This is a genomic window from Mesorhizobium loti (assembly GCF_003148495.1).
GTDB classification, from domain to species: domain Bacteria; phylum Pseudomonadota; class Alphaproteobacteria; order Rhizobiales; family Rhizobiaceae; genus Mesorhizobium; species Mesorhizobium loti.
The window spans coordinates 106,935-126,277 of sequence record NZ_QGGH01000011.1 but is presented as its reverse complement, the minus strand read 5'-3'; the positions used below and the strand labels follow the sequence as shown (position 1 = coordinate 126,277).

40 protein-coding genes are annotated in these 19,343 nt (G+C 60.9%); 21 read left to right on the top strand and 19 right to left on the bottom strand.

The features are described from left to right. Nucleotides 1–2: 2 nt before the first annotated feature. From C8D77_RS28440 to C8D77_RS28430, 3 genes are all read right to left on the bottom strand, one after another. Nucleotides 3–347 (bottom strand): hypothetical protein, encoded by a 345-nt coding sequence (locus C8D77_RS28440; RefSeq protein WP_109670499.1) that lies wholly within the window; start codon nt 345–347, stop codon nt 3–5. After that, complete coding sequence (locus C8D77_RS28435) at nt 337–1,434, bottom strand: hypothetical protein (RefSeq protein ID WP_109670496.1); 1,098 nt, start codon at nt 1,432–1,434, stop codon at nt 337–339. The genes C8D77_RS28440 and C8D77_RS28435 overlap by 11 nt, the downstream gene beginning before the upstream one ends. Before the next feature lie 316 nt (nt 1,435–1,750). Then, on the bottom strand, nt 1,751–2,365 hold the full coding sequence (locus tag C8D77_RS28430; RefSeq protein WP_146211829.1) for a helix-turn-helix domain-containing protein: 615 nt from the start codon (nt 2,363–2,365) through the stop codon (nt 1,751–1,753). A gap of 75 nt (nt 2,366–2,440) precedes the next feature. On the opposite strand from C8D77_RS28430, the gene C8D77_RS28425 reads away from it, so the two are divergent. From C8D77_RS28425 to C8D77_RS28340, 19 genes are all read left to right on the top strand, one after another. Continuing rightward, on the top strand, nt 2,441–2,680 hold the full coding sequence (locus C8D77_RS28425) for a helix-turn-helix domain-containing protein (RefSeq protein ID WP_109670492.1): 240 nt from the start codon (nt 2,441–2,443) through the stop codon (nt 2,678–2,680). Continuing rightward, the gene (locus C8D77_RS37325; protein WP_146211828.1) at nt 2,649–3,215 is read left to right on the top strand and encodes a hypothetical protein; all 567 of its coding nucleotides are present in this window, start codon (nt 2,649–2,651) and stop codon (nt 3,213–3,215) included. Before C8D77_RS28425 ends, C8D77_RS37325 begins: the two co-directional genes overlap by 32 nt. Before the next feature lie 120 nt (nt 3,216–3,335). Beyond that, entirely contained in the window at nt 3,336–3,563 is a 228-nt protein-coding gene (locus C8D77_RS28415; protein WP_109670488.1) for a hypothetical protein, read from the top strand. An 85-nt stretch (nt 3,564–3,648) separates the two neighbouring features. After that, nucleotides 3,649–4,572: a DUF1376 domain-containing protein gene (locus tag C8D77_RS28410; RefSeq protein WP_109670486.1), complete on the top strand. Its 924-nt coding sequence runs from the start codon at nt 3,649–3,651 to the stop codon at nt 4,570–4,572. Beyond that, nucleotides 4,478–4,924, top strand: coding sequence for a hypothetical protein (locus tag C8D77_RS28405; protein WP_146211827.1), 447 nt, complete (start codon nt 4,478–4,480; stop codon nt 4,922–4,924). The genes C8D77_RS28410 and C8D77_RS28405 overlap by 95 nt, the downstream gene beginning before the upstream one ends. Nucleotides 4,925–4,992: 68 nt before the next feature. Further along, nucleotides 4,993–5,685, top strand: coding sequence for a hypothetical protein (locus tag C8D77_RS28400; protein WP_109670482.1), 693 nt, complete (start codon nt 4,993–4,995; stop codon nt 5,683–5,685). 10 nt (nt 5,686–5,695) lie between these two features. Beyond that, nucleotides 5,696–5,899 carry a hypothetical protein gene (locus C8D77_RS28395; protein ID WP_109670479.1) on the top strand — a complete coding sequence of 68 codons (204 nt, stop codon included), beginning with the start codon at nt 5,696–5,698 and terminating at the stop codon, nt 5,897–5,899. Beyond that, nucleotides 5,889–6,314 carry a hypothetical protein gene (locus tag C8D77_RS28390; protein WP_109670477.1) on the top strand — a complete coding sequence of 142 codons (426 nt, stop codon included), beginning with the start codon at nt 5,889–5,891 and terminating at the stop codon, nt 6,312–6,314. The genes C8D77_RS28395 and C8D77_RS28390 overlap by 11 nt, the downstream gene beginning before the upstream one ends. Nucleotide 6,315: 1 nt before the next feature. After that, complete coding sequence (locus tag C8D77_RS37745; RefSeq protein ID WP_170136841.1) at nt 6,316–6,636, top strand: hypothetical protein; 321 nt, start codon at nt 6,316–6,318, stop codon at nt 6,634–6,636. Further along, nucleotides 6,633–6,998 carry an HNH endonuclease gene (locus C8D77_RS28385; protein ID WP_170136840.1) on the top strand — a complete coding sequence of 122 codons (366 nt, stop codon included), beginning with the start codon at nt 6,633–6,635 and terminating at the stop codon, nt 6,996–6,998. Before C8D77_RS37745 ends, C8D77_RS28385 begins: the two co-directional genes overlap by 4 nt. Before the next feature lie 32 nt (nt 6,999–7,030). Continuing rightward, on the top strand, nt 7,031–7,396 hold the full coding sequence (locus tag C8D77_RS28380) for a hypothetical protein (protein ID WP_146211826.1): 366 nt from the start codon (nt 7,031–7,033) through the stop codon (nt 7,394–7,396). Further along, complete coding sequence (locus C8D77_RS28375) at nt 7,396–8,241, top strand: hypothetical protein (RefSeq protein ID WP_245951893.1); 846 nt, start codon at nt 7,396–7,398, stop codon at nt 8,239–8,241. The genes C8D77_RS28380 and C8D77_RS28375 overlap by 1 nt, the downstream gene beginning before the upstream one ends. Next, nucleotides 8,238–8,585 carry a hypothetical protein gene (locus C8D77_RS28370; protein ID WP_170136839.1) on the top strand — a complete coding sequence of 116 codons (348 nt, stop codon included), beginning with the start codon at nt 8,238–8,240 and terminating at the stop codon, nt 8,583–8,585. Before C8D77_RS28375 ends, C8D77_RS28370 begins: the two co-directional genes overlap by 4 nt. A 3-nt stretch (nt 8,586–8,588) precedes the next feature. Continuing rightward, nucleotides 8,589–9,110, top strand: coding sequence for an HNH endonuclease (locus C8D77_RS28365; protein WP_109670471.1), 522 nt, complete (start codon nt 8,589–8,591; stop codon nt 9,108–9,110). Continuing rightward, complete coding sequence (locus C8D77_RS28360) at nt 9,110–10,417, top strand: class I SAM-dependent methyltransferase (protein ID WP_109670468.1); 1,308 nt, start codon at nt 9,110–9,112, stop codon at nt 10,415–10,417. The genes C8D77_RS28365 and C8D77_RS28360 overlap by 1 nt, the downstream gene beginning before the upstream one ends. Then, nucleotides 10,414–11,586, top strand: coding sequence for an MT-A70 family methyltransferase (locus tag C8D77_RS28355; RefSeq protein WP_109670466.1), 1,173 nt, complete (start codon nt 10,414–10,416; stop codon nt 11,584–11,586). The genes C8D77_RS28360 and C8D77_RS28355 overlap by 4 nt, the downstream gene beginning before the upstream one ends. Continuing rightward, nucleotides 11,583–11,822 (top strand): hypothetical protein, encoded by a 240-nt coding sequence (locus C8D77_RS28350; RefSeq protein ID WP_109670464.1) that lies wholly within the window; start codon nt 11,583–11,585, stop codon nt 11,820–11,822. The genes C8D77_RS28355 and C8D77_RS28350 overlap by 4 nt, the downstream gene beginning before the upstream one ends. After that, nucleotides 11,819–12,094, top strand: a complete 276-nt coding sequence (locus C8D77_RS28345; protein ID WP_109670462.1) for a hypothetical protein — start codon at nt 11,819–11,821, stop codon at nt 12,092–12,094. Before C8D77_RS28350 ends, C8D77_RS28345 begins: the two co-directional genes overlap by 4 nt. Before the next feature lie 2 nt (nt 12,095–12,096). Then, complete coding sequence (locus tag C8D77_RS28340) at nt 12,097–12,366, top strand: hypothetical protein (RefSeq protein ID WP_109670460.1); 270 nt, start codon at nt 12,097–12,099, stop codon at nt 12,364–12,366. A gap of 18 nt (nt 12,367–12,384) precedes the next feature. On the opposite strand, the gene C8D77_RS28335 is transcribed toward C8D77_RS28340, so the two are convergent. The 16 genes from C8D77_RS28335 to C8D77_RS38860 all read right to left on the bottom strand — a co-directional run bounded on the left by C8D77_RS28335 (nt 12,385) and on the right by C8D77_RS38860 (nt 18,436). Beyond that, nucleotides 12,385–12,684 carry a DUF4326 domain-containing protein gene (locus tag C8D77_RS28335; RefSeq protein ID WP_109670458.1) on the bottom strand — a complete coding sequence of 100 codons (300 nt, stop codon included), beginning with the start codon at nt 12,682–12,684 and terminating at the stop codon, nt 12,385–12,387. Further along, a complete protein-coding gene (locus C8D77_RS28330; protein ID WP_109670456.1) occupies nt 12,681–13,481 on the bottom strand; it encodes a phage regulatory protein/antirepressor Ant in 801 nt (266 codons plus the stop codon). Before C8D77_RS28330 ends, C8D77_RS28335 begins: the two co-directional genes overlap by 4 nt. Continuing rightward, nucleotides 13,478–13,969: a hypothetical protein gene (locus tag C8D77_RS28325; protein ID WP_146211825.1), complete on the bottom strand. Its 492-nt coding sequence runs from the start codon at nt 13,967–13,969 to the stop codon at nt 13,478–13,480. The genes C8D77_RS28330 and C8D77_RS28325 overlap by 4 nt, the downstream gene beginning before the upstream one ends. Beyond that, the gene (locus C8D77_RS28320) at nt 13,962–14,222 is read right to left on the bottom strand and encodes a hypothetical protein (protein ID WP_109670452.1); all 261 of its coding nucleotides are present in this window, start codon (nt 14,220–14,222) and stop codon (nt 13,962–13,964) included. Before C8D77_RS28320 ends, C8D77_RS28325 begins: the two co-directional genes overlap by 8 nt. Beyond that, entirely contained in the window at nt 14,219–14,431 is a 213-nt protein-coding gene (locus C8D77_RS28315; RefSeq protein WP_109670450.1) for a hypothetical protein, read from the bottom strand. Before C8D77_RS28315 ends, C8D77_RS28320 begins: the two co-directional genes overlap by 4 nt. After that, complete coding sequence (locus C8D77_RS28310) at nt 14,428–14,736, bottom strand: hypothetical protein (RefSeq protein ID WP_146211824.1); 309 nt, start codon at nt 14,734–14,736, stop codon at nt 14,428–14,430. The genes C8D77_RS28315 and C8D77_RS28310 overlap by 4 nt, the downstream gene beginning before the upstream one ends. A gap of 31 nt (nt 14,737–14,767) precedes the next feature. Next, a complete protein-coding gene (locus C8D77_RS28305) occupies nt 14,768–15,202 on the bottom strand; it encodes a hypothetical protein (RefSeq protein WP_109670446.1) in 435 nt (144 codons plus the stop codon). Between the two features lie 48 nt (nt 15,203–15,250). Then, nucleotides 15,251–15,553 (bottom strand): hypothetical protein, encoded by a 303-nt coding sequence (locus C8D77_RS28300; protein ID WP_109670444.1) that lies wholly within the window; start codon nt 15,551–15,553, stop codon nt 15,251–15,253. A gap of 38 nt (nt 15,554–15,591) precedes the next feature. Further along, nucleotides 15,592–15,921, bottom strand: coding sequence for a hypothetical protein (locus C8D77_RS28295; RefSeq protein ID WP_146211823.1), 330 nt, complete (start codon nt 15,919–15,921; stop codon nt 15,592–15,594). A 104-nt stretch (nt 15,922–16,025) separates the two neighbouring features. Continuing rightward, nucleotides 16,026–16,472, bottom strand: a complete 447-nt coding sequence (locus C8D77_RS28290) for a hypothetical protein (protein ID WP_146211822.1) — start codon at nt 16,470–16,472, stop codon at nt 16,026–16,028. Further along, entirely contained in the window at nt 16,460–16,783 is a 324-nt protein-coding gene (locus C8D77_RS28285; protein WP_109670438.1) for a hypothetical protein, read from the bottom strand. The genes C8D77_RS28290 and C8D77_RS28285 overlap by 13 nt, the downstream gene beginning before the upstream one ends. After that, nucleotides 16,776–17,063 carry a hypothetical protein gene (locus C8D77_RS28280; RefSeq protein ID WP_109670435.1) on the bottom strand — a complete coding sequence of 96 codons (288 nt, stop codon included), beginning with the start codon at nt 17,061–17,063 and terminating at the stop codon, nt 16,776–16,778. Before C8D77_RS28280 ends, C8D77_RS28285 begins: the two co-directional genes overlap by 8 nt. 76 nt (nt 17,064–17,139) lie before the next feature. Further along, on the bottom strand, nt 17,140–17,529 hold the full coding sequence (locus C8D77_RS39105) for a YkgJ family cysteine cluster protein (protein WP_109670433.1): 390 nt from the start codon (nt 17,527–17,529) through the stop codon (nt 17,140–17,142). Then, the gene (locus C8D77_RS28270; RefSeq protein WP_109670431.1) at nt 17,529–17,915 is read right to left on the bottom strand and encodes a hypothetical protein; all 387 of its coding nucleotides are present in this window, start codon (nt 17,913–17,915) and stop codon (nt 17,529–17,531) included. The genes C8D77_RS39105 and C8D77_RS28270 overlap by 1 nt, the downstream gene beginning before the upstream one ends. Before the next feature lie 41 nt (nt 17,916–17,956). Beyond that, entirely contained in the window at nt 17,957–18,187 is a 231-nt protein-coding gene (locus C8D77_RS28265) for a hypothetical protein (protein ID WP_109670429.1), read from the bottom strand. 120 nt (nt 18,188–18,307) lie between these two features. Further along, nucleotides 18,308–18,436, bottom strand: a complete 129-nt coding sequence (locus C8D77_RS38860) for a hypothetical protein (RefSeq protein WP_281277046.1) — start codon at nt 18,434–18,436, stop codon at nt 18,308–18,310. A gap of 95 nt (nt 18,437–18,531) precedes the next feature. On the opposite strand from C8D77_RS38860, the gene C8D77_RS28260 reads away from it, so the two are divergent. Both C8D77_RS28260 and C8D77_RS37740 read left to right on the top strand, forming a co-directional pair. After that, nucleotides 18,532–19,200 carry a putative metallopeptidase gene (locus tag C8D77_RS28260; RefSeq protein ID WP_245951892.1) on the top strand — a complete coding sequence of 223 codons (669 nt, stop codon included), beginning with the start codon at nt 18,532–18,534 and terminating at the stop codon, nt 19,198–19,200. Then, nucleotides 19,197–19,340 carry a hypothetical protein gene (locus C8D77_RS37740; protein WP_170136838.1) on the top strand — a complete coding sequence of 48 codons (144 nt, stop codon included), beginning with the start codon at nt 19,197–19,199 and terminating at the stop codon, nt 19,338–19,340. The genes C8D77_RS28260 and C8D77_RS37740 overlap by 4 nt, the downstream gene beginning before the upstream one ends. Nucleotides 19,341–19,343 lie beyond the last annotated feature (3 nt).

The window sequence follows — 19,343 nt, the reverse complement described above, 5'->3', positions numbered from 1 at the left end:
TCCTACTGGTCCACGTCATCGAAAATCGAGCGGTTGCCGCGCTCGTCGAGCAGCGTGCCGCTTGGTGCCCACATGGGCTGGCCGTTCGGATGCTTGTCGGCGCGCTGCTCCTCGGTGCGCACGTCGACAACCGGAGGGTTCTCAGGCTCGGCAATGCGCAGGATCGCAACCTTCGCCAGTTCGGACTCGGCCTTGATCTCAACCACTTCGACTGAAACTTCCCTGCCACGCATGGGGATGATGACCTTCTGGCCGACAGAGACTTCGAAGCCGGTGGCGTCATAGTCATAGGTCCGTTCGCTGTTGCCGAATTTGACGGCGACGATCTTGCGGGTCTCAGGCAGCACGTTTTTCCTCCATGCGCTCGACACCGGCCACTTCCAGACCAGCCTTGACGGCCCGGTTGGCGAGTTGCTCGACCAGCGTTTTCATTTCGGGGTGATCTTTGAGCGCCAGGAGCGCCTTTTCGTAATCGACGACGCGCGCCGATACGAAGGTGCGCAGAGCCACGCGGGCGCCCGTCCTTCCGGCATTGGCGTTGCGCGCCTGGGTTTCCCGTTCGGCGTCGGCGGCCTGCTGGGCGAGCTTTTCGGCCTCGCGCTGCTTCGCCTGCCGGTCGGCTTCGAGCGCGGCCTCGGCTTCGAACGAGGCGGCAACGCCACCGGCGGTAGCCGCATCGATCGCCGCCCGCTCGGCCTCGGCAACCTTGCGCGCGGCGTCCTCGGCCTCGCGCCTGATCTTGTCGGCTTCCTCGCGCGCCTTGCGCTGGCGCTCCTGCTCGATCCGGTCCTGCTCTTGCAGGAAGGCGTCCATGTGCCGCTTGAGGCGCTTGGAGAGTTCGGCGGGTTGCTCTTTGAGGTCGCGCCATTTGTCGTCGACCTTCCGGCCTTCATCAAGCGACGGCTGCTTTTCGACGCGATGAAGATCAGTTGCCTTCTTGGCGATCGCGGCGAGCCGCTTGCTCCAGATGGCAGATTGATCCGCCTGCTCCTGCGTCGTGATCGGCTTTTTCAGGAAGGCTTCCGCCATTTCCTTTTCGGCGGCGAGTTCCGCTGTGAGATCCTTGTGCACGTCGCCGGTCTTGGATGGCTGGTTGTGATCCTTTGCCACTGTCGGCGGCTCATCCGGCCATGCGCCGCCGGCCAGCACCGAATGATAGAGCGCTTCCGTGATCGGGTTGCGGCAGGCGTAATTCCAGACCTTGTCGGCATCGGCTTCCTTGCCGCCCTGCAGGCAGATCGTTGCGCCGGCAGCGTCGCGCCAAATGGCGACGGGCAGCAACTCGCCGCCCTTGAAAGCGCGATTGCGATAGAAGCCCGATTCCGGACTGTCGACCGACACACCCACCAGCGCGAGTTGATCGCGGGTCAACTCGCGGCAATCGCCACCGGCCAGTTTCAAAAGCTGTCGCCATTTGGCGTATTGATCCGTCATCTGCGTATCCTCAACGTTCCACGTGAAACCAGTCTGGCACCACGAACCGCGCGACCGTGCGGGCTCAAATGGCGATTCTACCTTGGGAGGAGTCCGGCCGAACTGGTGCGGGGTGAGGGGTTGGGGGTTTCACCAGCCCGGCCGGAAACGCGCAGATACTCGACACCGGAAATTGAACGATGAGGGGGAAAAACGACCAGGGGCGCTGGGGTCATCGGTTCGCAATCCTTCTGCACGAGAGGGAATGTAACCAATTTGGTGCGCTTTGCAAGAGGCGTAGCCGATTTGGTTACGCGAAAAGCAAAAAAATAGTGCGCTAGAGTGTGGATATCCGCAGCCGCGCTCGACCAATGATGGTCAGATCGTCGGGTTTGACCGTTTCAGACGCAATATTGGGGTTGTCGCTGTGGACCTGGACGGCGCCGGAAGTCGTGGGGGCGAGATAGCGCCACTGGATCACGCCGGCGATCTCCAGCGCATAGAGGCCGGGAACGGAGGGCTTGTTGTCGTCGATGTCGATGACCAGGGCATCACCCTTGCTCACCAACGCGTTTGATTGCGACGGCTCGACCATCATGAAGCGGAGATTGTGGCGCCGGGCGCTGGGCAGGAGCCGGGCCAAAAACTCGGTCTCCAGCGCCATCCCCGGCGAATCGGCCGGTGCTTCCTTGCCGTTGAGGATTTCGAAAACGTTGTGGAAGCGCTTGGTATCGATGCGCGACATCTCAGGAAACATGAGATCCTGTGCCGTGCAGTTGAGAACCGCGGCGATCTTCTGCGCCCATTCCGTGGTGAGCTTGCGCTTGCCCTCTTCGAGCTTGCCCATCTGTTGCCGCGTGGTGCCAATGCGGCGCGAAAGCTCGGCCTTGGTGAGCCCGGCTTTCTCGCGGAAAAGCTTGATTCCGTTATTCATGAGACGGCGGTAGCGCAAAACAACTCACAACGAAACAGCGCCAAAGTGGTTACAACCCTTGACGCGTAACCAAAATGGTGCGATTTGCGGGGCATGGAAGAATTTGATCATCCGTTGAAGAGATGGCGCATCGAGCGCGGGCTGAAGGCTGCCGACGTTGCGGCCAAGATCAGGAGCACGCGCCAGGCGGTGTCGCGCTACGAGTCCGGCCGGCGCCCCAAGCAGCCTTACCTCGACCGCATCGTCGTCATGACCGACGGCGAAGTGACGGCATCCGATTGGCTGGGCAAGGAGGCTGCTGATGTCGTTGCAAAGCGACAGGCTTCGGCTTGACCCGGGGTACGATCAACAAGGTTCCCCGCTCCGTCCGAAGCCGGTCGGCGCGCTCCACAACTCCCCAAACCGCGAGGCCAAGCGGTATCCAGGTATCATCGTCAAGCGCCATTTGAAGCCTCCTTGCCACGGCGGCGACAATGGCGCGGAAAGGGTTTCGCGTGCGGAACAGGTCGTTCCGAATTTGAAATTTGTCGTTCCTTCTCCTGTATTTCGTGAGGAACAAATGCACGACCTTGGAAGTGAGCTACAGAACGTCGTCAGGCGTGCTGCCGGCCCGATCTCGGCCGGGATGTCGATCAAAAGCCAGCAGAATAGTGCCTGCGACAATCTGGGTTATCCCCGCGGTCACTGGCGCGTGAGGCGTGCCTGGTACGGTTACGCTGACAACTGGACGGCCCGGGCGGTCTTCGATCTGCTCGATCGATACAATCGCTACGTGCGAAAGCATGGGGTCATCGCCGATACAACCGCGGAATCGCGTGTACCTGCGAACGATCCCATAACCATCTTGAGCAAAGTCGGTGAACAATGACGGTGCTCTAAAAATTTAGTCTTTGTGCCGGCTAAATGTGTTTTGCATCCGCGTGCTTTGTCTGAAATCGTACAAAATTCGTGCGTCCATTTTGGGAGACGCGCACGGGGAGGCAACAACATGAAGCAGGATTACGGATCGCTCCAAGACTGCGCGGTACGCGCCGTCCTTGCCAGTTTCTGCATGAAGGCCAGGACGGCCGGACCAAAGGCCGCGCAGCGCGAAGCGACAGTTCATCTTGTTGCGGCGGCAGCTTATCTCGACCAAGAAGTCGGGGTCGAAAAAACAACGAATATCCTGCGGGCAACCATTGCTTCGATGGGATCGGGATCGAACGAAAAACACTGAACGGCAATTCATTTTGTAGTGTGTAGGGTTGCCGCTCCTCAAGGGTTTGAGAGAGCGACATGGGACTTGTCTGCCAATTTCATAGATGGCTGGCGACAGCCGATACCGCGGATGCGCTCGCGTGAGCCGTCCTTGGATGCCATTCTACGTGCGCGACTATCTCGCCGACACGGGCGATTTGTCGACGCTTGAGCACGGCGCCTACCTCTTGCTCATCATGCATTATTGGCAGCGCGGATCTCTTCCGGACGACAACAAGAAATTAGCTAGCATTGCTAGGGCATCGCCAGAGCAATGGGCTGACATCCGACCGAACATCGAAGGGTTCTTTGCGCCGGGATGGCGCCATGAGCGCGTCGATGATGAACTGGAGAAAGCCCGCAAAGCATATGAAAAGCGGGCTGCGGCCGGTCGAGCGGGCGGCAATGCCAAAGCCGTCAATAAGCAAAGCTCTAGCAATGCTACATCAATGCCAGAGCAAAGCGCTACCAACCACAACCACATACACATAGATAGCTATCCTGCTTCGCAGCATAGCTATGGCGGTGCGGGGCTCGACGTGGTCGAGGCCAGGCGAGGCGAACTCTATGCAGCCCTGGGTGTGACCGACGAGACGAGATCGCCCGGCTTGCTTTCGCTGTCCGATCCGATCCGCTGGGTCGAAGCGGGTTGCGATGTCGATGCCGATATCATTCCGGCGCTCCGCGTCATCGCCGCGCGCGGCAAGGCTCCGCGAAGCTGGTCATACTGTTCCGACGCTGTGTTCGAGCAAAGAGACAGGCGCATCGAACCACCTCCAGACCCGAAGTCACGGCCGCCGCCAGCAACGCGCGGTCGCAAGGACGGGCCGGTAGCAGCACTTGGGCGATTTATGGAGAAAGAGCATGAGCGAGAGAGAAATCAAGGCGAAGGAAATGATCCGGATGCTGAACGGGTTTCCTCAGACGACGGAAAACTACGATCTATTGCTGGATTCATACATGCAGCAATTGGCGAGCCTATCGACTGAGGCAGTCGTCCGCGCGGTGCGGCGCTACCTGTCAGGCGACGTTCCAGAGCAGCACATGACATTCGCCCCGTCGGTTCCCGAGTTCGTTCGCGAGGCCAGGGCCAGCGAGGAATACCTTCGCCTGCTCAACGCGCCGAAGCGGCCGGCTCTCGAATATCACCGCGGCAACCTAGCGCCGTTCGAGATCATGTCGAACAAGCGCAAGGCCGAGAATGCGAATCGGCCCGTTCTGCACGAGGATGTCTCGGTGGAGCAATTCCGGTCGTTCAGCGCTGCCAGGCAATTGCCGGTCGGTGCGAAGTGGGTTGCGGGGGTAATTTATGGGCCAGTCGAGGCAAATTCTATTTGCTGACGATGTAACCAAAATGGCACCATAGGCAATCAAAGTGGTTGCTGATTCGACATGGCGGATTTGAACGAATGAGCAGTCTTTTCCTCGACAAGCCGAATGACTTCGACAAGAGGGTCGACCGCCTGGTCGAGCACTTCCGCCTGGCTGAGACGTGGTTCTTCATCAAGAACGCGAAGGGACTGCCGACACCGCGGGATTTGCTTTGGCTGCTGATCGCAGACGCGGTTCACACCGCGCGCCTCTTGCCCGATGTCGAACGGCGCATGGTTTCCCGCATGGGCTCGGCGATGCCCTCGGCGCGCGAGACCGAGCTAGAGGCCCGCATCCGCGAGTTGTCACGCCTGGCCGACGGAATGCCCCAGTACGACGACACGGAAGTGCGCGTCGTGGTCCACGAGGATGCATCGGACCGCATGGTCGATGTGCTGGACCTGCTTCGTTTCGTCGTTGGAGGCCACAACGGCAAGGACGTTCTGCGCATGAAGCGGACGGTGGTGGCGCGCGCCGCCGGCCTCTCCATCGAGCAATGCGGCAGGATCTACGACAAGCACCGGCTTGGCTTCGACAGGCGGGCCATGTGGGACATCCGCAACCGGGTGCTGGGGCAGATCCTCAAGGGCATTGAGACCGAGTTCGGACTGGTCCGCACGTCGCGTGGTTTCCGCCGGTTGAGCCTCAAGGAAATCGACCGGCGGCGGCGGGACCGGAAGAGCGACGAGAAGCGTCGGCGCCGTGAGGAAGCCGAAGCAACGGAACAATAGGAGCGAGCCGATGGAAGACCCTCACGCCGCCGAACGAGCCCGCCAAGCCGCCGAAATGAAGGTGCGCTGGATTGTAGCGAACAACATTGCCGAGCAGGTCCGCGCGAAGGTCTCAAGCGGCATGCTGGCCATGAGCCGATATCGGCTGATGCTAGGCGCAGCGACTTTGCCGCCATTCGTCACGGCCAAGCGGAAGGCAGTCGATGCCGCTTGACGCCACCATGTCTAGGGACTTGATCCGGCGGAGGCGCAACGCTGGCTATGCCGCTGTCGTGGCTGTCGGCTTCGCAGGTGATGTCGGCGTCTTCCGGCTGGCCTCCGCAGAAAATCTCGAAGCGCACCTCTCCACGCTGCAGCCAGGCACATGGCAAGCGCTGCGCTTCGAACGCATCATCTGGACCCAAGGCCCAGCCGTGGCGCGCACCATCGTCATGGGCGTGGAGCGGTTTCTCGCCAGTGCGGCCCTTGGGAGCCATTGGTTCCGCGCCAGTCTTGAAGTCCTCGATATAGCCATTGCTGCTGAAGCGATGAGCCTCAAGGCTGCAACGTGGACGCAAGCCGAGATCGTCGCGCGCCTGAAAGCACAGTCCGACCGGGAAGCGGATCGATTTGCGGCTGGGGTGATCTGAGATGTTCCCCTCCGCAGACTCCGTCGCCCTTGCGCTCGTCACCGCCTGCCGGCTGACGGGCACGAATCCTATGCTGACCGCACTCGGGCGGGCCTCGAACCTGGAAGCGCGCGGCCGGCACCTCGCGTTTGCTGCATTGATCGAAGCCTTTCCCGAAGCGCGCAAGATGGGCGTTGCCCGATGCTGCGGCTACGGCAAGGGGATGGCGGCAGCGCCAAGCAACCTTGGCACGTTCCGAAAGTCCTCATGGTGGCGAGAGGATTGGATCGACGAGATCGTCGGTGCCCTCGTAGCCGACCAGTACGGCGAGGCCGCGGAATGAGGCCGCTCAACCGCTACCAGCAAGGGAAACTGGACGCAGCGTTCCGCCGCTCATTTCGCGAGGACGCGCGCCGCGAGCAAAAGAGCTTTTGCGCCTACTGCGACGAGCCGCTGACAGCCAGGACCGCAACGGCAGATCATCGCCAACCGCGCGCCGCGTTCGGCCTCGATCACCGCAACAACATCGTGGCGGCCTGCGACCCCTGCAACAAGCTCAAGGGTCACATGCCCGAGCAGCAGTTCCGCAAGGCGCTTGAAGCGCCCGTCTCTGGCCGCCCCTTGGCGTTCTGGCTGGCGTGGTCGCGCCGCAGGATCAACCGGCGGCTCCGGCTCATGGAAAAACGCTTGGGCGTCGCAGCATGATTTTCAACAGGCAACAGAAGGAACCCTCCAGCATGAACGCAGAAGCACTCACCGCAGACCTCGCAGGCGCGATGGATACTGCGCTCAATCCAGGCCTCAAGGTCGTCTCGTTCAAGGCGATGGACCCGGAGACAGAACTGGAGCGGCTCGCTAAGGCGCATCGCCTCGCGATTGCGAAATACGATCAACGGATCTCAGACACCAGGATCGCCATGAAGGCCGATGTCGCAAGGCTCGATGCTGACCGCAAGGCCGAAAAGGCGCGCCATGATGTCGAGATGGCAATCCTTGGTGAGCGCATCACCGAAGCGAGGATCAAGGCAGAGCGTGACATGTCAGCGGATCGCAAGCTGGTGGCGTCGTGCAAGGCAGCACTGACTGAACTGGGGCGCGAGTGATGGGCATGTTCAGCAGACACTATCACCGCCGCTGGAGCGATCACGACCACTACTTCGGCCCGTTCACCTACGCGCATGAAAAGCGCGGCCATTACCGGCCGTTGGCCATCGTGCTCGGCTCCGGTGATGACGAATACCCCGGCTGCGACCTTCGCCTGAGCGGATTCGGCCACACGCTCATCTTGGCTCTGCCTCAAGTGCTGAAGCCCTGGCGCCGGAAGGTCACTGCCAAATTTTGGGATGCCGAAACCATCGAACGGCTCGGCCGCGACTGGTATTGGGACACGCACGAACGGGAATACGGATTCACCTACTCCGAAGGCCATCTGAGCGTCATGCTCGGCCGCCAGACCAACGACAGCAGCACCGAACAGCGCTGGGGGAAGTTCCTCCCGTGGACGCAATGGCGGCATGTCCGCAAGAGCTTCTACGGCATCAACGGCGAGCATGTCGCGACCATGCCCGATACCGGAAAAAGCTACACGCTCGATTCCGGCCGATGGGAGCGCGAGCGCGCCATCGAAAAGGCAACGCCGACGGTCTCGTTTGCCTTCGATGACTTCGACGACGAGCGCCTGACTGTCACCACCATGATTGAGGAATGGGAGTGGAAGTTCGGAACCGGCTGGTTCAAGTGGCTCTCCCTGTTCCGCAAGCCGAAAATCCGCCGCTCGCTCGACCTCCAGTTTTCCGGCGAGACCGGCGAGCGCAAGGGATCATGGAAGGGAGGCACGACCGGCCACTCCATCGACATGCTTCCCGGCGAACTGCACGGTGCCGCGTTCCGCCGTTATTGTCGTGAACACAAGATGACGTTCGTCGGCATCGTGGACCGTGCCCCATGACCGCCGAGCGCAAGCGCTTCCTCTTCCTGCAGTGGGTGCTGGCTATAGCCGCATCGGTACTTTTCCTCAACACGCTGTTCGGCGGGAAGGCGCATAGCCACGACGCGCCGACGGGTTGGAGCTATCCACAAAATTGCTGCAGCGGAATCGACTGCCGCGAAGTTCCCGACGCCGACATCATCGAAGGCGCTCGCGGCTACGAAATCCGCAACACGCATGAACTGATCCCGATGACCGATCCCAAGGTGAAGATGAGCCCTGACGGCCGGTTTCATCTTTGCACGGTGGGTGGGTTGGACGACAGCAGGACGATCTGTCTTTTTGCTCCCTCAAGAGGCTTTTGACCGATGGACGATATCCTCGAAATTCCGCTCACCAAAGGCATGTTCGCCATCATTGATGCCGTAGATCTTCCGCTGATCGTAGGCTCCAAATGGCGAGCGTCGCAATGTGGATCGAAGTGGTATGCGGTCTCAACCCGAAACGGACGGTCGGTCTACCTTCATCGCCTAATCTTCGTCGCTAAGCCTGGGATTCTTGTCGACCATAGGGACAACGATGGCCTCAACAATCGACGCTCAAATCTGCGTAGGGCCAACAAGAGCCTCAACGGCGCCAACTCAGGGCTGAGTCGTCGCAATAAGAGCGGCATAAAGGGCGTTGTTTGGGATGCCTCCAGAGGCAAATGGAAGGCTGATATCACTGTATTCGGAAAGACGCACAGTCTCGGCCGCTATGTCGAAAAAGAGGATGCCGCCAAGGCGTATGCCGAAGCAGCCCGCGCTGCCCACGGAGCATTCGCCAATCCCGTTGGCGGGCTGGATGACAGCCGGACCATTTGTTTGTTCGTTCCCGGGCGAGGCGTGTGATGAACGCGCTTGCGCGCCAAAGCACCGTCACCGACCTGATCGAGGAATACGATCAGAAACGTGACGCCATGGAGGCTGAGGTGAAGGCCTTCGAGGCGGCTTACACGCGACTGGAAATGGCAGCATGCATTCAGGGCAAGTTCGTTGGCCCTGTCTCGCAGCATCGCCCGCATGTCAGCGCTGAAAGCCTGAAGCGGAACCTCTGTAAATCGGGGTGGAAGGCGATTTACGATCGCCTCCAAATTGACCGCATTGCCAGCGCCCGCGACCGCAAGCTGTTCGACCAGACGGTTGAGAACCCGCCGGATCTAACCTTCGACAACGCCAAGGCGACGTTCGGCGATTATCTGGAGCGGCCTCGCCATCATATCTTGCGCGGTCTGGCCGAAGTCTTCTCCGATCTCGACCCGGCCTACAAGTCTCACTCCAAGGTGAAGATCGGCGTCAAGGGTTTGCCGAAGCGGATTATCCTGTCGAATGTGTCCGGCTACGGCAGTTATGGCAGAAACAAGCTTCGCGACATCGTGAACGCCCTCGCGGCCTATCGCGGCGAGCCGATGGCAGAGCATGTCGACTTCGCCGAGGTTGACGGCCTGCACTCCTACACTCGGGAGACTGACGGCGATGCAACCGTTCGTGGCCTGCATGTGCGGAAGTTCAGGAACGGCAACGGGCATGTCATTTTCCCTCCCGACACGCTGGTAGACATCAACCGCGCGCTTGCAGAGTTCTATGGCGAGGTTTTGCCGGATGCCGAGGAAGAGAATGCGCCAAAGCGCACCGGCACTTCTGTTTCCAAAGACCTGCAATTCTACTGGACGCCGAAGGCGGTAATAGACGAAGCGCTATCCGAGGTGGGCATTTATCGGCCTACCGAATATTCGCGCCGGGAAGCTCCTCCTTATCGTGTTCTGGAGCCATCATGCGGTGATGGTCGGATATTGGATGAGCTGCGCGATCGGGGTTGCCTGTCGCTCGGAATCGAAGTCCACGCCGGCCGCGCCGCAGAAGCGAGGGCCAAGGGTCACAACGTCCTGACAGCCAACTTCCTGGAATGCCCGGCAAAGCCAGAGTTCGATTTCGTGGTGATGAACCCGCCATTCTATGGGCGCCACTACGTCAAGCACGTTCGTCACGCTACGGATTTTCTGAAGCCTGGCGGCAAGCTTATTTCCGTTCTCCCGGCGACGGCTCACTACGATCACGGCGAACTCAAAGGCAGGTGGCGGGATTTGCCGGTCGGGAGCTTTGCAGAAGCAGGCACCAATATTCCAACCGGGCTTATGATCTTTGGGAGGGCAGCATGATCCGCACGCAAACAATCGGCGACGCCTCGCCCGTTTCATCGCTCGTTCGCTATGACGCAGCCTGCATGGCGCTCGCCAGCGCAAAGTCTATCGATGAGGTGAAGGACTTCCACGACAAGGCCGAGGCGATGCGCGCCTATGCCAGGCAAGCGAAAAATCATCAGATGGAGGTCGACGCGGCCGAGATCAGGATTCGCGCCGAGCGCCGGCTGGGCGAATTGATCGTGGCGCAGAAGACCACGATCGGCCTCAACCCGGGAGGCCGCCCGAAAACAAGTGCCTCGAGGGGACAGGTTCCGGAGCAGCCCACGCTTTCCGACGTCGGCGTCGATCGCAAGATGTCGGCGCGAGCCCAGAAGATGGCGGCGGTTCCCGAAGGCGAGTTCGAAGCCATGGTCGGCGACTGGCGCAATCGGATCGAAATCGAGAACGAGCGCGTCACGGTCAATCTGCTCAAGGCCGGCGAGAAACGCATGTCGCGCGACCAGCGCGAGGCGGAGCTCGCCGCATCGCAGCGCGCGCTGCCGACCCAAAAGTTCGGGCTGATCCTGGCCGACCCGGAATGGCGCTTCGAGCCATACAGCCGAGAAACCGGCATGGATCGCGCCGCCGACAACCATTACCCGACATCCAGCCTCGACGCGATCATGGCGCGCGACGTCGCGTCGATCGCGGCCGACGATTGCATACTGTTCCTGTGGGCCACGGCGCCGATGCTGATCGAGGCGATTTGCGTCCTCGACGCATGGGGCTTTGCGGTGCTGGAGCGTGATGCGGAGGTAGGTAATCTCCGTCCGGTCAAGACCGACGCCCGCTACGTCACCTCGTTCGCCTGGCTGAAAGAGCGCATCATCACCGGCTACTGGAACCGCGGCAAGCATGAGATTCTGCTCGTCGCCACGCGCGGAAATCCGGTCGCGCCCGATATGTACGATCCGAAACTTCCTTCCTGGTTCGAAGGCGAAGCGATCATGGCGCCGAGCGGCGAACACTCGGCCAAGCCGGAACTGTTCCTCGACTGGATCGACAAGCTTTGGCCGAACACGCCGAAGATCGAGTTGAACCGGCGCGGTCCGGCGCGGCCAAATTGGTCGGCATGGGGCTTGGAGGCGGAACTGCCGCCGCATGACCCTGAGACGGGCGAGATCATCGAAGGCGATCAGCCATGACCTATGTCGGCAAGGTCTATGCGCCCGGCCCATCGCAAAAGGCGATCCTGCGCGCATCGATCGGCGGGACATGGTTCCTCGCCATCCGGCCGTGTTCGATCCGCTCCTGCCTGAAGCTTCACGACAATGGCTTCCTCGATCGTGATCCGAAGAATGCGCGGCGGTATCAGGCGTCAGCAAAGGGCGCGGCCTGGCTCAAAGAGTTCGATGCCAATTTCGGAAGGCGGAATGTATGAACTGCTTTGCAGGGTTTACGCGCGAAACGCCGACCGGATTTCTTGCCATGCTGCGCTTCGCAGAGGACGGTCAGGCCGAGCCGGTTCTCGCTCCCGGCGGCAAACCTATGGTCTACCCAACCGAAGTTGAAGCATGGAGGGCTGTCACCGCTAGCTTGCTGCGCTATTTCAACGGCAGGATGCGCCGCGAGGGCGTAGTGATCACCAGCGCCCGAGTCGAAGCGAACCGCATTTTTCGAAAGGGTCGAGTGATCCAGGTCGAGAGCAGATAGCGATGGCAGCATTTCGCGAGGGCTGGGCATCGAAGGCACCGCGCGCCAGCGCACACTATTTCCGCCGCGTCGGCGCCGGCCTGGCTCGCTCGCTTTGTGGCGCGCAGGATGCAGCGGCTGGCTGGCTGCTTGAGCCTGGTGATTTCAAGCACTGCGTGCGATGCACCAGGCTCTTGGCGCGGGAAGCCTCGAAATCGAACGCCACGCCGCCAGAGCCTGGGCAGGATGAGCGCGGCAAGCCTCGGACATGTGACGGGAAGAGCGGCGACTGACGCGCGCTGCCGGGGCTGCTAGACGTTTGCGAGTTCGAGCAGCACATCAGCGTGGCAGGGATCGCAAAGTCGGCAAAAGCAGGCGAGGTTCTTGCCGCGCAGTTCGCCGATGATTTCAGATTCCCGGCCGTTGCGAAGAATGTTGGCCAGATACCTCTCGACTGCCGTATCGGCGTCCATCACGCCGCCCGAGCGAGGGTCGATTGATCCGACCTTGTACGGGTTTCCCCATTTGTGCGGTCGCGCCACGCTCACGGTGTTCTCTGGCATGCGCCAGCCCTTGGCACGCGAAAGCTGGACGCGAACTGGCCCGCTCACTGCTTTTCTCCGATGAGTCGCACCGCCGGCTTGATCAAAACCGCCAGCCTTGTCATGCCCTTTGCTGTGATCCGCACCTGTTCCGTGACTTTTTCCGAGCCGTCGCCGCGCAAGACCGTGGTGATCTTGTGCTCGAGCAATCCGGATGAGGTCTTGGACTGGTAGCCGAGATCGTGCGCCGAGCCGGAGCGCCGGTAAATCCAGCCGTTCTGGCGCAACCACGCGAACAGGTCTTTCGGACGCATCTGGAGCGCTTTCGCCGCATCGGTGATGCAAAACGAGCCATCGGCTTCGGAAATGCGCTCCAGCGCTTCATGCGAGGGGCGCAGCTGGTCGACCTCCTTTTTGAGTTCGATATTCTGGTCAGAATAGCTCAAGAGCAGGGTGCGGAGGGAGGATGGATCATTCAGGTCGACAATCGGTGGCGCGCTCTTGCGAAGCGAAGCCTCCATTTCGTTGAAGCGGTCGATGTATCGGATCTTGAAGCGCAGCGCCTTCGGCCCGGTGAATCCCATCGCGAGCAGGGTGAACCCGTCGCGGTGTATTTCATAGGAGCGGTAGGTTTGACCGTTCTGCGCCTCAACATATGGGGTCTGCCGAAACTTCAGCAGACCCAAGTTCGGTTCGGCCTTGATCAAGTTGTCGATGGCGTCGAGCACGTGGCGGTGCTCTTTCTCGAAATATGCTGCCACGTCACGGCTGTTGGCGTAGACCTCGCCGTTGCGCTCGAACACGACCGGAGTCGGGTCCATGTAGCGCGGCTGCTGCGCCTGGGCAATGTCGGTCGACTCGATCATAGAACTGCCTCCCGCACGTTTTCATAATCGACGATCATGCGCGTCGTGCCAGTCTCGCCGTCGGCCTTCACCGCATATTGCGCCACGCCGTAGCCGAACACCTGGTCGATCGTGCCCGGGTAATCGTCGCCGCCCCACCTCGCGATGACGCTGGTGCCGACTGGGAACGGCGGCTTGATGTCGTTAGCCTCTGCCCAGGCCTTCTGTGCTGCCTTGATTTCCTTGTCGGCGGCGTGTGAAAAGTCGTCGAGCGCTTCGACCATCTGCATGTCACAATCCCAGCCCTCGTCATCGTCGAGGGCCTTCGCCAGTTTGTAGCCGTCCATGTGGGGCCGGCCATGCCTGGCGATATCTGCCGCAGCGTCGTTGAACTGGCGCGGCTCGATGTGCCCGTCCTTCGACAGTTGCTCGGCAACGACGCGCCCGGCACGCAACGCCATTTCGGGAGTGAGGCGAGTTGGGCGAGGCGGCGTCTGTTGATCAGACATGGGAAACGCTCCTGATTTGGGTTGACTTGCTCTCCGGCTGCCGGCTCTCGACCAGCGCAAACAGCCGATCAAAGTTCGCATCCGGCATGCGGAGCGCTTCACGGACTGGATCTGAAAGGAAAGCGCGCACCTGATCGCGCGATGAAGCTTCCGCCGTTCCCCAGTTCTGGTCGACTACTCCTCCATTGATGAGGTCGGAGGTGTCAAGGGAGAGGAGGATTCTGAGGGCGTTGTTGAAGCGGGCGGCGTTCATGCTGGCACCGCCACGACTTCCGGCAGATCATCGAACGTCGGGCCGTCATCGCGCGGCGTGAAACACCCTTCGCACGTCACTTCGGGCGGCACCGGCCCGTAGCCACGGTGCTTGTAGCGGAGACCCTTCGTCGCGCCGCAATAGGGACACTCCAGCTTTTCCGCCAGTGTCTCTGCCATTAAGTGAGAGGTACGGTGGAAGGCGTTCATGCCGGCACCGAAGCGGCTCGGGAGGCCTCAAGAGCCTCAACCTTGGCCATGTCAGCAGCGAAGAACGAATGCCTGCCATCTGGGCCAAACACCACGATCGGATGCTTCATGCCCTTGCAGCCGTCGCCCCCAATCTCGATGGACTTTGCAGCCTTGAAGGCGGCGATTGCTTCGGCGCGGCCATAGTCGCAACCAAGGATCGCAAAACCAGCTTGCATGAAATTGTGAACGTACTCGCCTTCAGCCAAAAGGCTCTCAGCTTCCTCAGCGGTGAGTGGGAACTTGTCGTCATCTGCCGTCGTCATCGTCTCGTTCCTTCTCGGTCTGCGGTGTGGTTCAGTCGGTGTAGGCGATGTATTCGAACCGCCCGTCCTTGAATGAGTTGAAGCGCCCGCCGAAGGTGCCCTTGACGCGGGCTTCGACTTCCTGTCGGCTGGTGCCTTCGGGATAGACGCCGATCACCTTCTGTGAGGCGCTGCTGTGCATCTCGATCAGGTAATCAATCTTGGTCGGATCAAGGACGCGCTTCTTGCGCTCGACGTAGGCAAAGCCCGATCCGAAATGGATGGACGCGATCTCCTGAACGACCAGCGGATCGTCCTTTTCTTCCCACTCGCAGACCGGGCAGAAAGCGGTGACTGACGTGCAGGAAAAGCACGGCGGGTTGATATGGCAGGAGCAATTCTCCGAGGCGTGGAACGCGATCGTTCCCATGCAACCTTCGCGGTTGCACGTGTCGCCATCAGCGTATCCAAGGTTTCCTGTCGTCATTGCCCTGTCTCCGGTCTGCGGTGTGTTCTTGGTTGCGTGAGAGGGGTGCTAGGACGTGGCTTTGGCGATGGCTGCGCGCAACTCCGCGAGGCGCTTGGACAAGCCCATGATACGGTCCCGAGCGAGGGTGCAGATTTCCTCGTGGTTCCAGTCGTCACGCATCAGCATGCGGACACGGCCAGCAACCTCGATGTCCGACATGCCGGCGCTCTGGACTTCCATGCCCTTGTGGCCGTTCCAGTCGTAAGTCAGGGGCGCATCGAGCAAGACCAACAGACCAAGCCCATTCAACTTCGCCTTGCGCTCAAACTGCCTGCGCACCTGTCGGCTTTCGAATTCGTCGCTAGCCATTGTCGTCGTTCTCCAGATGCAAGGGGGTGGGGAAGGGCTCAGGCGTCGCAATCGTTGCAAGCCCACGGCCAGCGGATGCCGTGCGAACAGGTCGAGCCGGGGCCATAGGTGTGGACTTCGGACGCGCGAACCGTTTCGCCCGGCTCATCGTCGGCGGCTTCGTGGGCCTCGTAATCCTCGCGGGTCAGGAAGCCCTTGGCCTTGGCGGTCTCGCCAGCAAGGAACCCGAAATAGTGGTTGTCGGTCCCGGCAGGGTTGCCGGCGCAGGGATTGCGGAACGTGCGGCCCTTGAAGCCCTGGTCAAAGCCATGCGCATAGGCGTGGCTGGTTTTGTCGGCCCAAGGTGCGATCATTGCAGTGGCGTTCATGTCCGTGTCCTCATCTGGTGTTGAGAGGAACATAGCGTGTAACCAAAATGGTTACAAGTGGCACCAACGAAAATACCTGTGCTGACGCCACTCGGCTTCTTTCGTCAGCCATACATCGGCGCTACGTAAGAAGCCTCTCTGGCGCTTCGGCACCCGATTCCGTGGGAGGTTTCGAGAGGAAGGCCGATCGCGGGAAACCCGGTCGGCCTCGCGATCTTCCGGCGCGGCTGCGGCGCATCGTAGCTCCTCGGCCAGACAACCCAGCCTGATATCGCCTCGAAGGTCAGCCAGCGCGGCAGGCTCTTCACGTCGCCGAGCGCGCTGCGCCCGATGAGCAACCCGCTCCCGACATACTCCGGACCGTCGGCAAACAGCCGGAAGCGCGTCTTCACGGGTTCGGATGAGACCCAAAGGTCGAGATCGTCGGCCAATTCGACGCGCTCCAGGGAATCGCCTCGCACCATTGTTCCGATGAATTCCTCATCGATCCGGCACGGAGTCATCAGGTCGAACACCCGGCGAAGGCCGGAATCAATCATTACGAAACGCATAGACGCAACTCCCTTTCGTGGAAACGGCGGGCAACGATGGGAGCCTTCTCGGTCTCCCAAATCGCGAGCCACCATGAGATGATTTCGGCGTGGTAACGGTCGTCGCTGGGGCGCCTGCGGCTAGCGCGGCGCAACTCCCGCTCGATCCAGGCAAGCCTGTCTTTCAGGGCCGGCCGATAGAGCAGGGCACGGAAGGCATCCGCGAGTTGCATGTCGAGGGCGTAGTCGCCACGCGGGCCGAGCGGGGAGATGTCGCAATGCCAGTGCGACCACATGGCGAGCGCTTCGGTGATTGTGGTGCGCTCAAGCATTTGTCGTCGCCATGAAATCGAGCCCAAACGAGCCGTCAAGAACCGCATCGAGGTCGGCAAGGAAGGCAAATCGCGCCCGCCAGTATTCGTTGAACCGGCTCTTGCCCTGCGTCTGCCGGCGCATGTGGCGCGCAGCACCTTCGATCGTGGCGAAACTACCCGATGCAAAATCGCGGCAGATGTCGATGAACTCGGACACGTCGGTGTCGCCGCGGCTCCTTTTCATGCGCACGACATCGCGCAGGAACTCAGGCTTTGTCTGGGGAAGCAGGGCGAGCATGTCGGGTCTCCGTGGCAGGAAATCTTGTAGCCAGATCAATATACGGTGTAACCGTTTTGGTTACAAGTGGAATATGCTAAATCGCGACTGGCAAGGCGTTGGACTTGTCCAAATCGCCAAGCGTATGCAGCCGCGCCCGTGCCGCTCCATAGGTCTCGCGATCTATCCGCCCCTCATGAAGCGCGCGCCTCTGACCCGCCCTGTCTCCAAAGCGAAGCAGGAACAACCGGCAATCGAACGTCTTGCAGATCGTCGGCGCCCGATCGTGGATCGTGCAGCCGGCTGCGCCCAGGTAGACGCAAGCGCCGCTCTCATTTCGCCGGAGCGCGTATCCTGTCTTTCCCGTGACGGGATTTACCGCTGGCTCCGCATCATAGGCCGCAACGATGTCGCCATGCTCTGGATAAAGGAAGATCAGTTCGTTCCGGCAGCACACGGTGCAGCCATTGCAGGGGACGGAAGCCATTAGGCGATTTCCTTGCCGAGCATGCCGATGTCGCCCTCGTTGACCCAAGCGAGACGGCAATCGCCGATGTTGTTGAGGGATGCTGGCGGGAAACTCGCACCATCCGTGAAGGCGTAGCGCACCTTGCGCTCGACGTCGGACGGGTCGAAAGGCGGCTTTTCAAGGGCCGCTATCAACGCGTCGGCCATCGCCACGCACACGCCGGCGCGCTTCTCACCCAAGCGCGATCCATCGATGTCAATGGTCAGGCCGGTCTGCGCGAACAGACCTGCAAGCGCCTGACCTGCAAAGTACTCGCGTTTTGACATGCCGCCTTCCGATACAGCCACAGCGCCTACCTTCGCGAGTGTCGGAAACATCGGCCCGCCGTCATCGATCTTCGTCATTGCTCGCTCCATGGGTGTGGATGGTGATTGGGTGGAGGCCGTTACGCCGCCGCCGAGTTTTCGACCTCATCGGCGCGGTATTTCGTGCCGCAGAACGGGCAGAAGCTCGGAAACATCGTCTTCGCCTTAGGCTTGCCGCGCCCCTTCTCGATCTGCTCCGTCCCGATGTACGGCAGTTCGCTGTTAGGGCCGCTAAGGATCAGGAGCAGTTGCAGCCGCGTGTTGTGCGGCTTGAGCAGTTCATCGACTTTGGCGATGCATTCGCAGGTCATCGTGTCTCTCCGTGGTGGATGGTGCCAAAATGGTTGCAAATAGTTCTTGACGGAAGTGGTGGGGGTCGCTAGCGATTCATGCATCCTGAGTCTGTCGTGCCCGCTTCCCGAATCCGCCCGTCAAACGGCATAGCCGCGCCGACGCAACTCAACCTTTGTCCAGTAAACCTGATCGCTGTGCGCATTGTTCGTGCGCAGCAACGCCCAAAGCTGGTTCGTTCTCAGCGATTGAACTTGCAACTGGGTCATGAGCGTTCCCCCTTCCTCTGGTAGAGGATAGGACGTAACCATTTTGGTTACAAGTGGGTACAGTCGAAAATTCATCGAAGCGGAGCTTCAAACCAATGCAGCGTGATTTCCGGCCGGTGGCCGAAGCACGTGCGGGATCGCCGGTCGCCATGCGGCCTCGTCCGCCCGAGGACATCCTCGAAATTTCAGGCGAGCCGATCTTTCGCCCGGCGCCCGAGATCATCACCTGGGCGCGCCAGTGCTTCATCGATGAGGGCGCGAGCCTTCTCAACGAAGATCACAAGCACCTGCGCTCCGCGACGCTCGCGGCACTGTGGACCAATGTTCCCAACGGCAGGGCGGGGCGTTCCGTCATCGGGCAATGCGAGCGCGGCCTGCCACCCGCCGGCAAATGGTTGCGCGGCCGGATAGAGCGCCAGATGCTCGACTGGTTCGGCGACATCCCGGATTTCCTGCTCACGTTCGATGCGGGATATTGCGACACGTGTTCCGACGCCGAGTTCATGGCGCTGGTGGAGCACGAAACATATCATGCAGGGCAGGAGCGCGACGCATTCGGCGCTCCAAAGTTCCGCAAGTCCGGCCTGCCGGCCTTCGCCATCCGTGGACATGACGTCGAAGAATTTATCGGCGTCGTCCGCCGCTACGGTGCAGACGCCGCCCATGTTCGCGAACTGGTAGATGCTGCCAATGCTGGACCAGAGATCGCCAACGTTCGCATCTCCCAAGCCTGCGGCACCTGCCAGCTAAGGGCAGCGGCATGATCCGCTACACGCAGATCCCCGGCACGAAGGCCAAGCCCGAGCGCAAGGCAAAGCCGGTCAGCTTGGCGAAAAAAAAGGCGGTCAAGGGCAAGAAGCGCAAGCTATCAGGCAAGCGCCCGTCGCCATTGGACCGCGGTTAGACG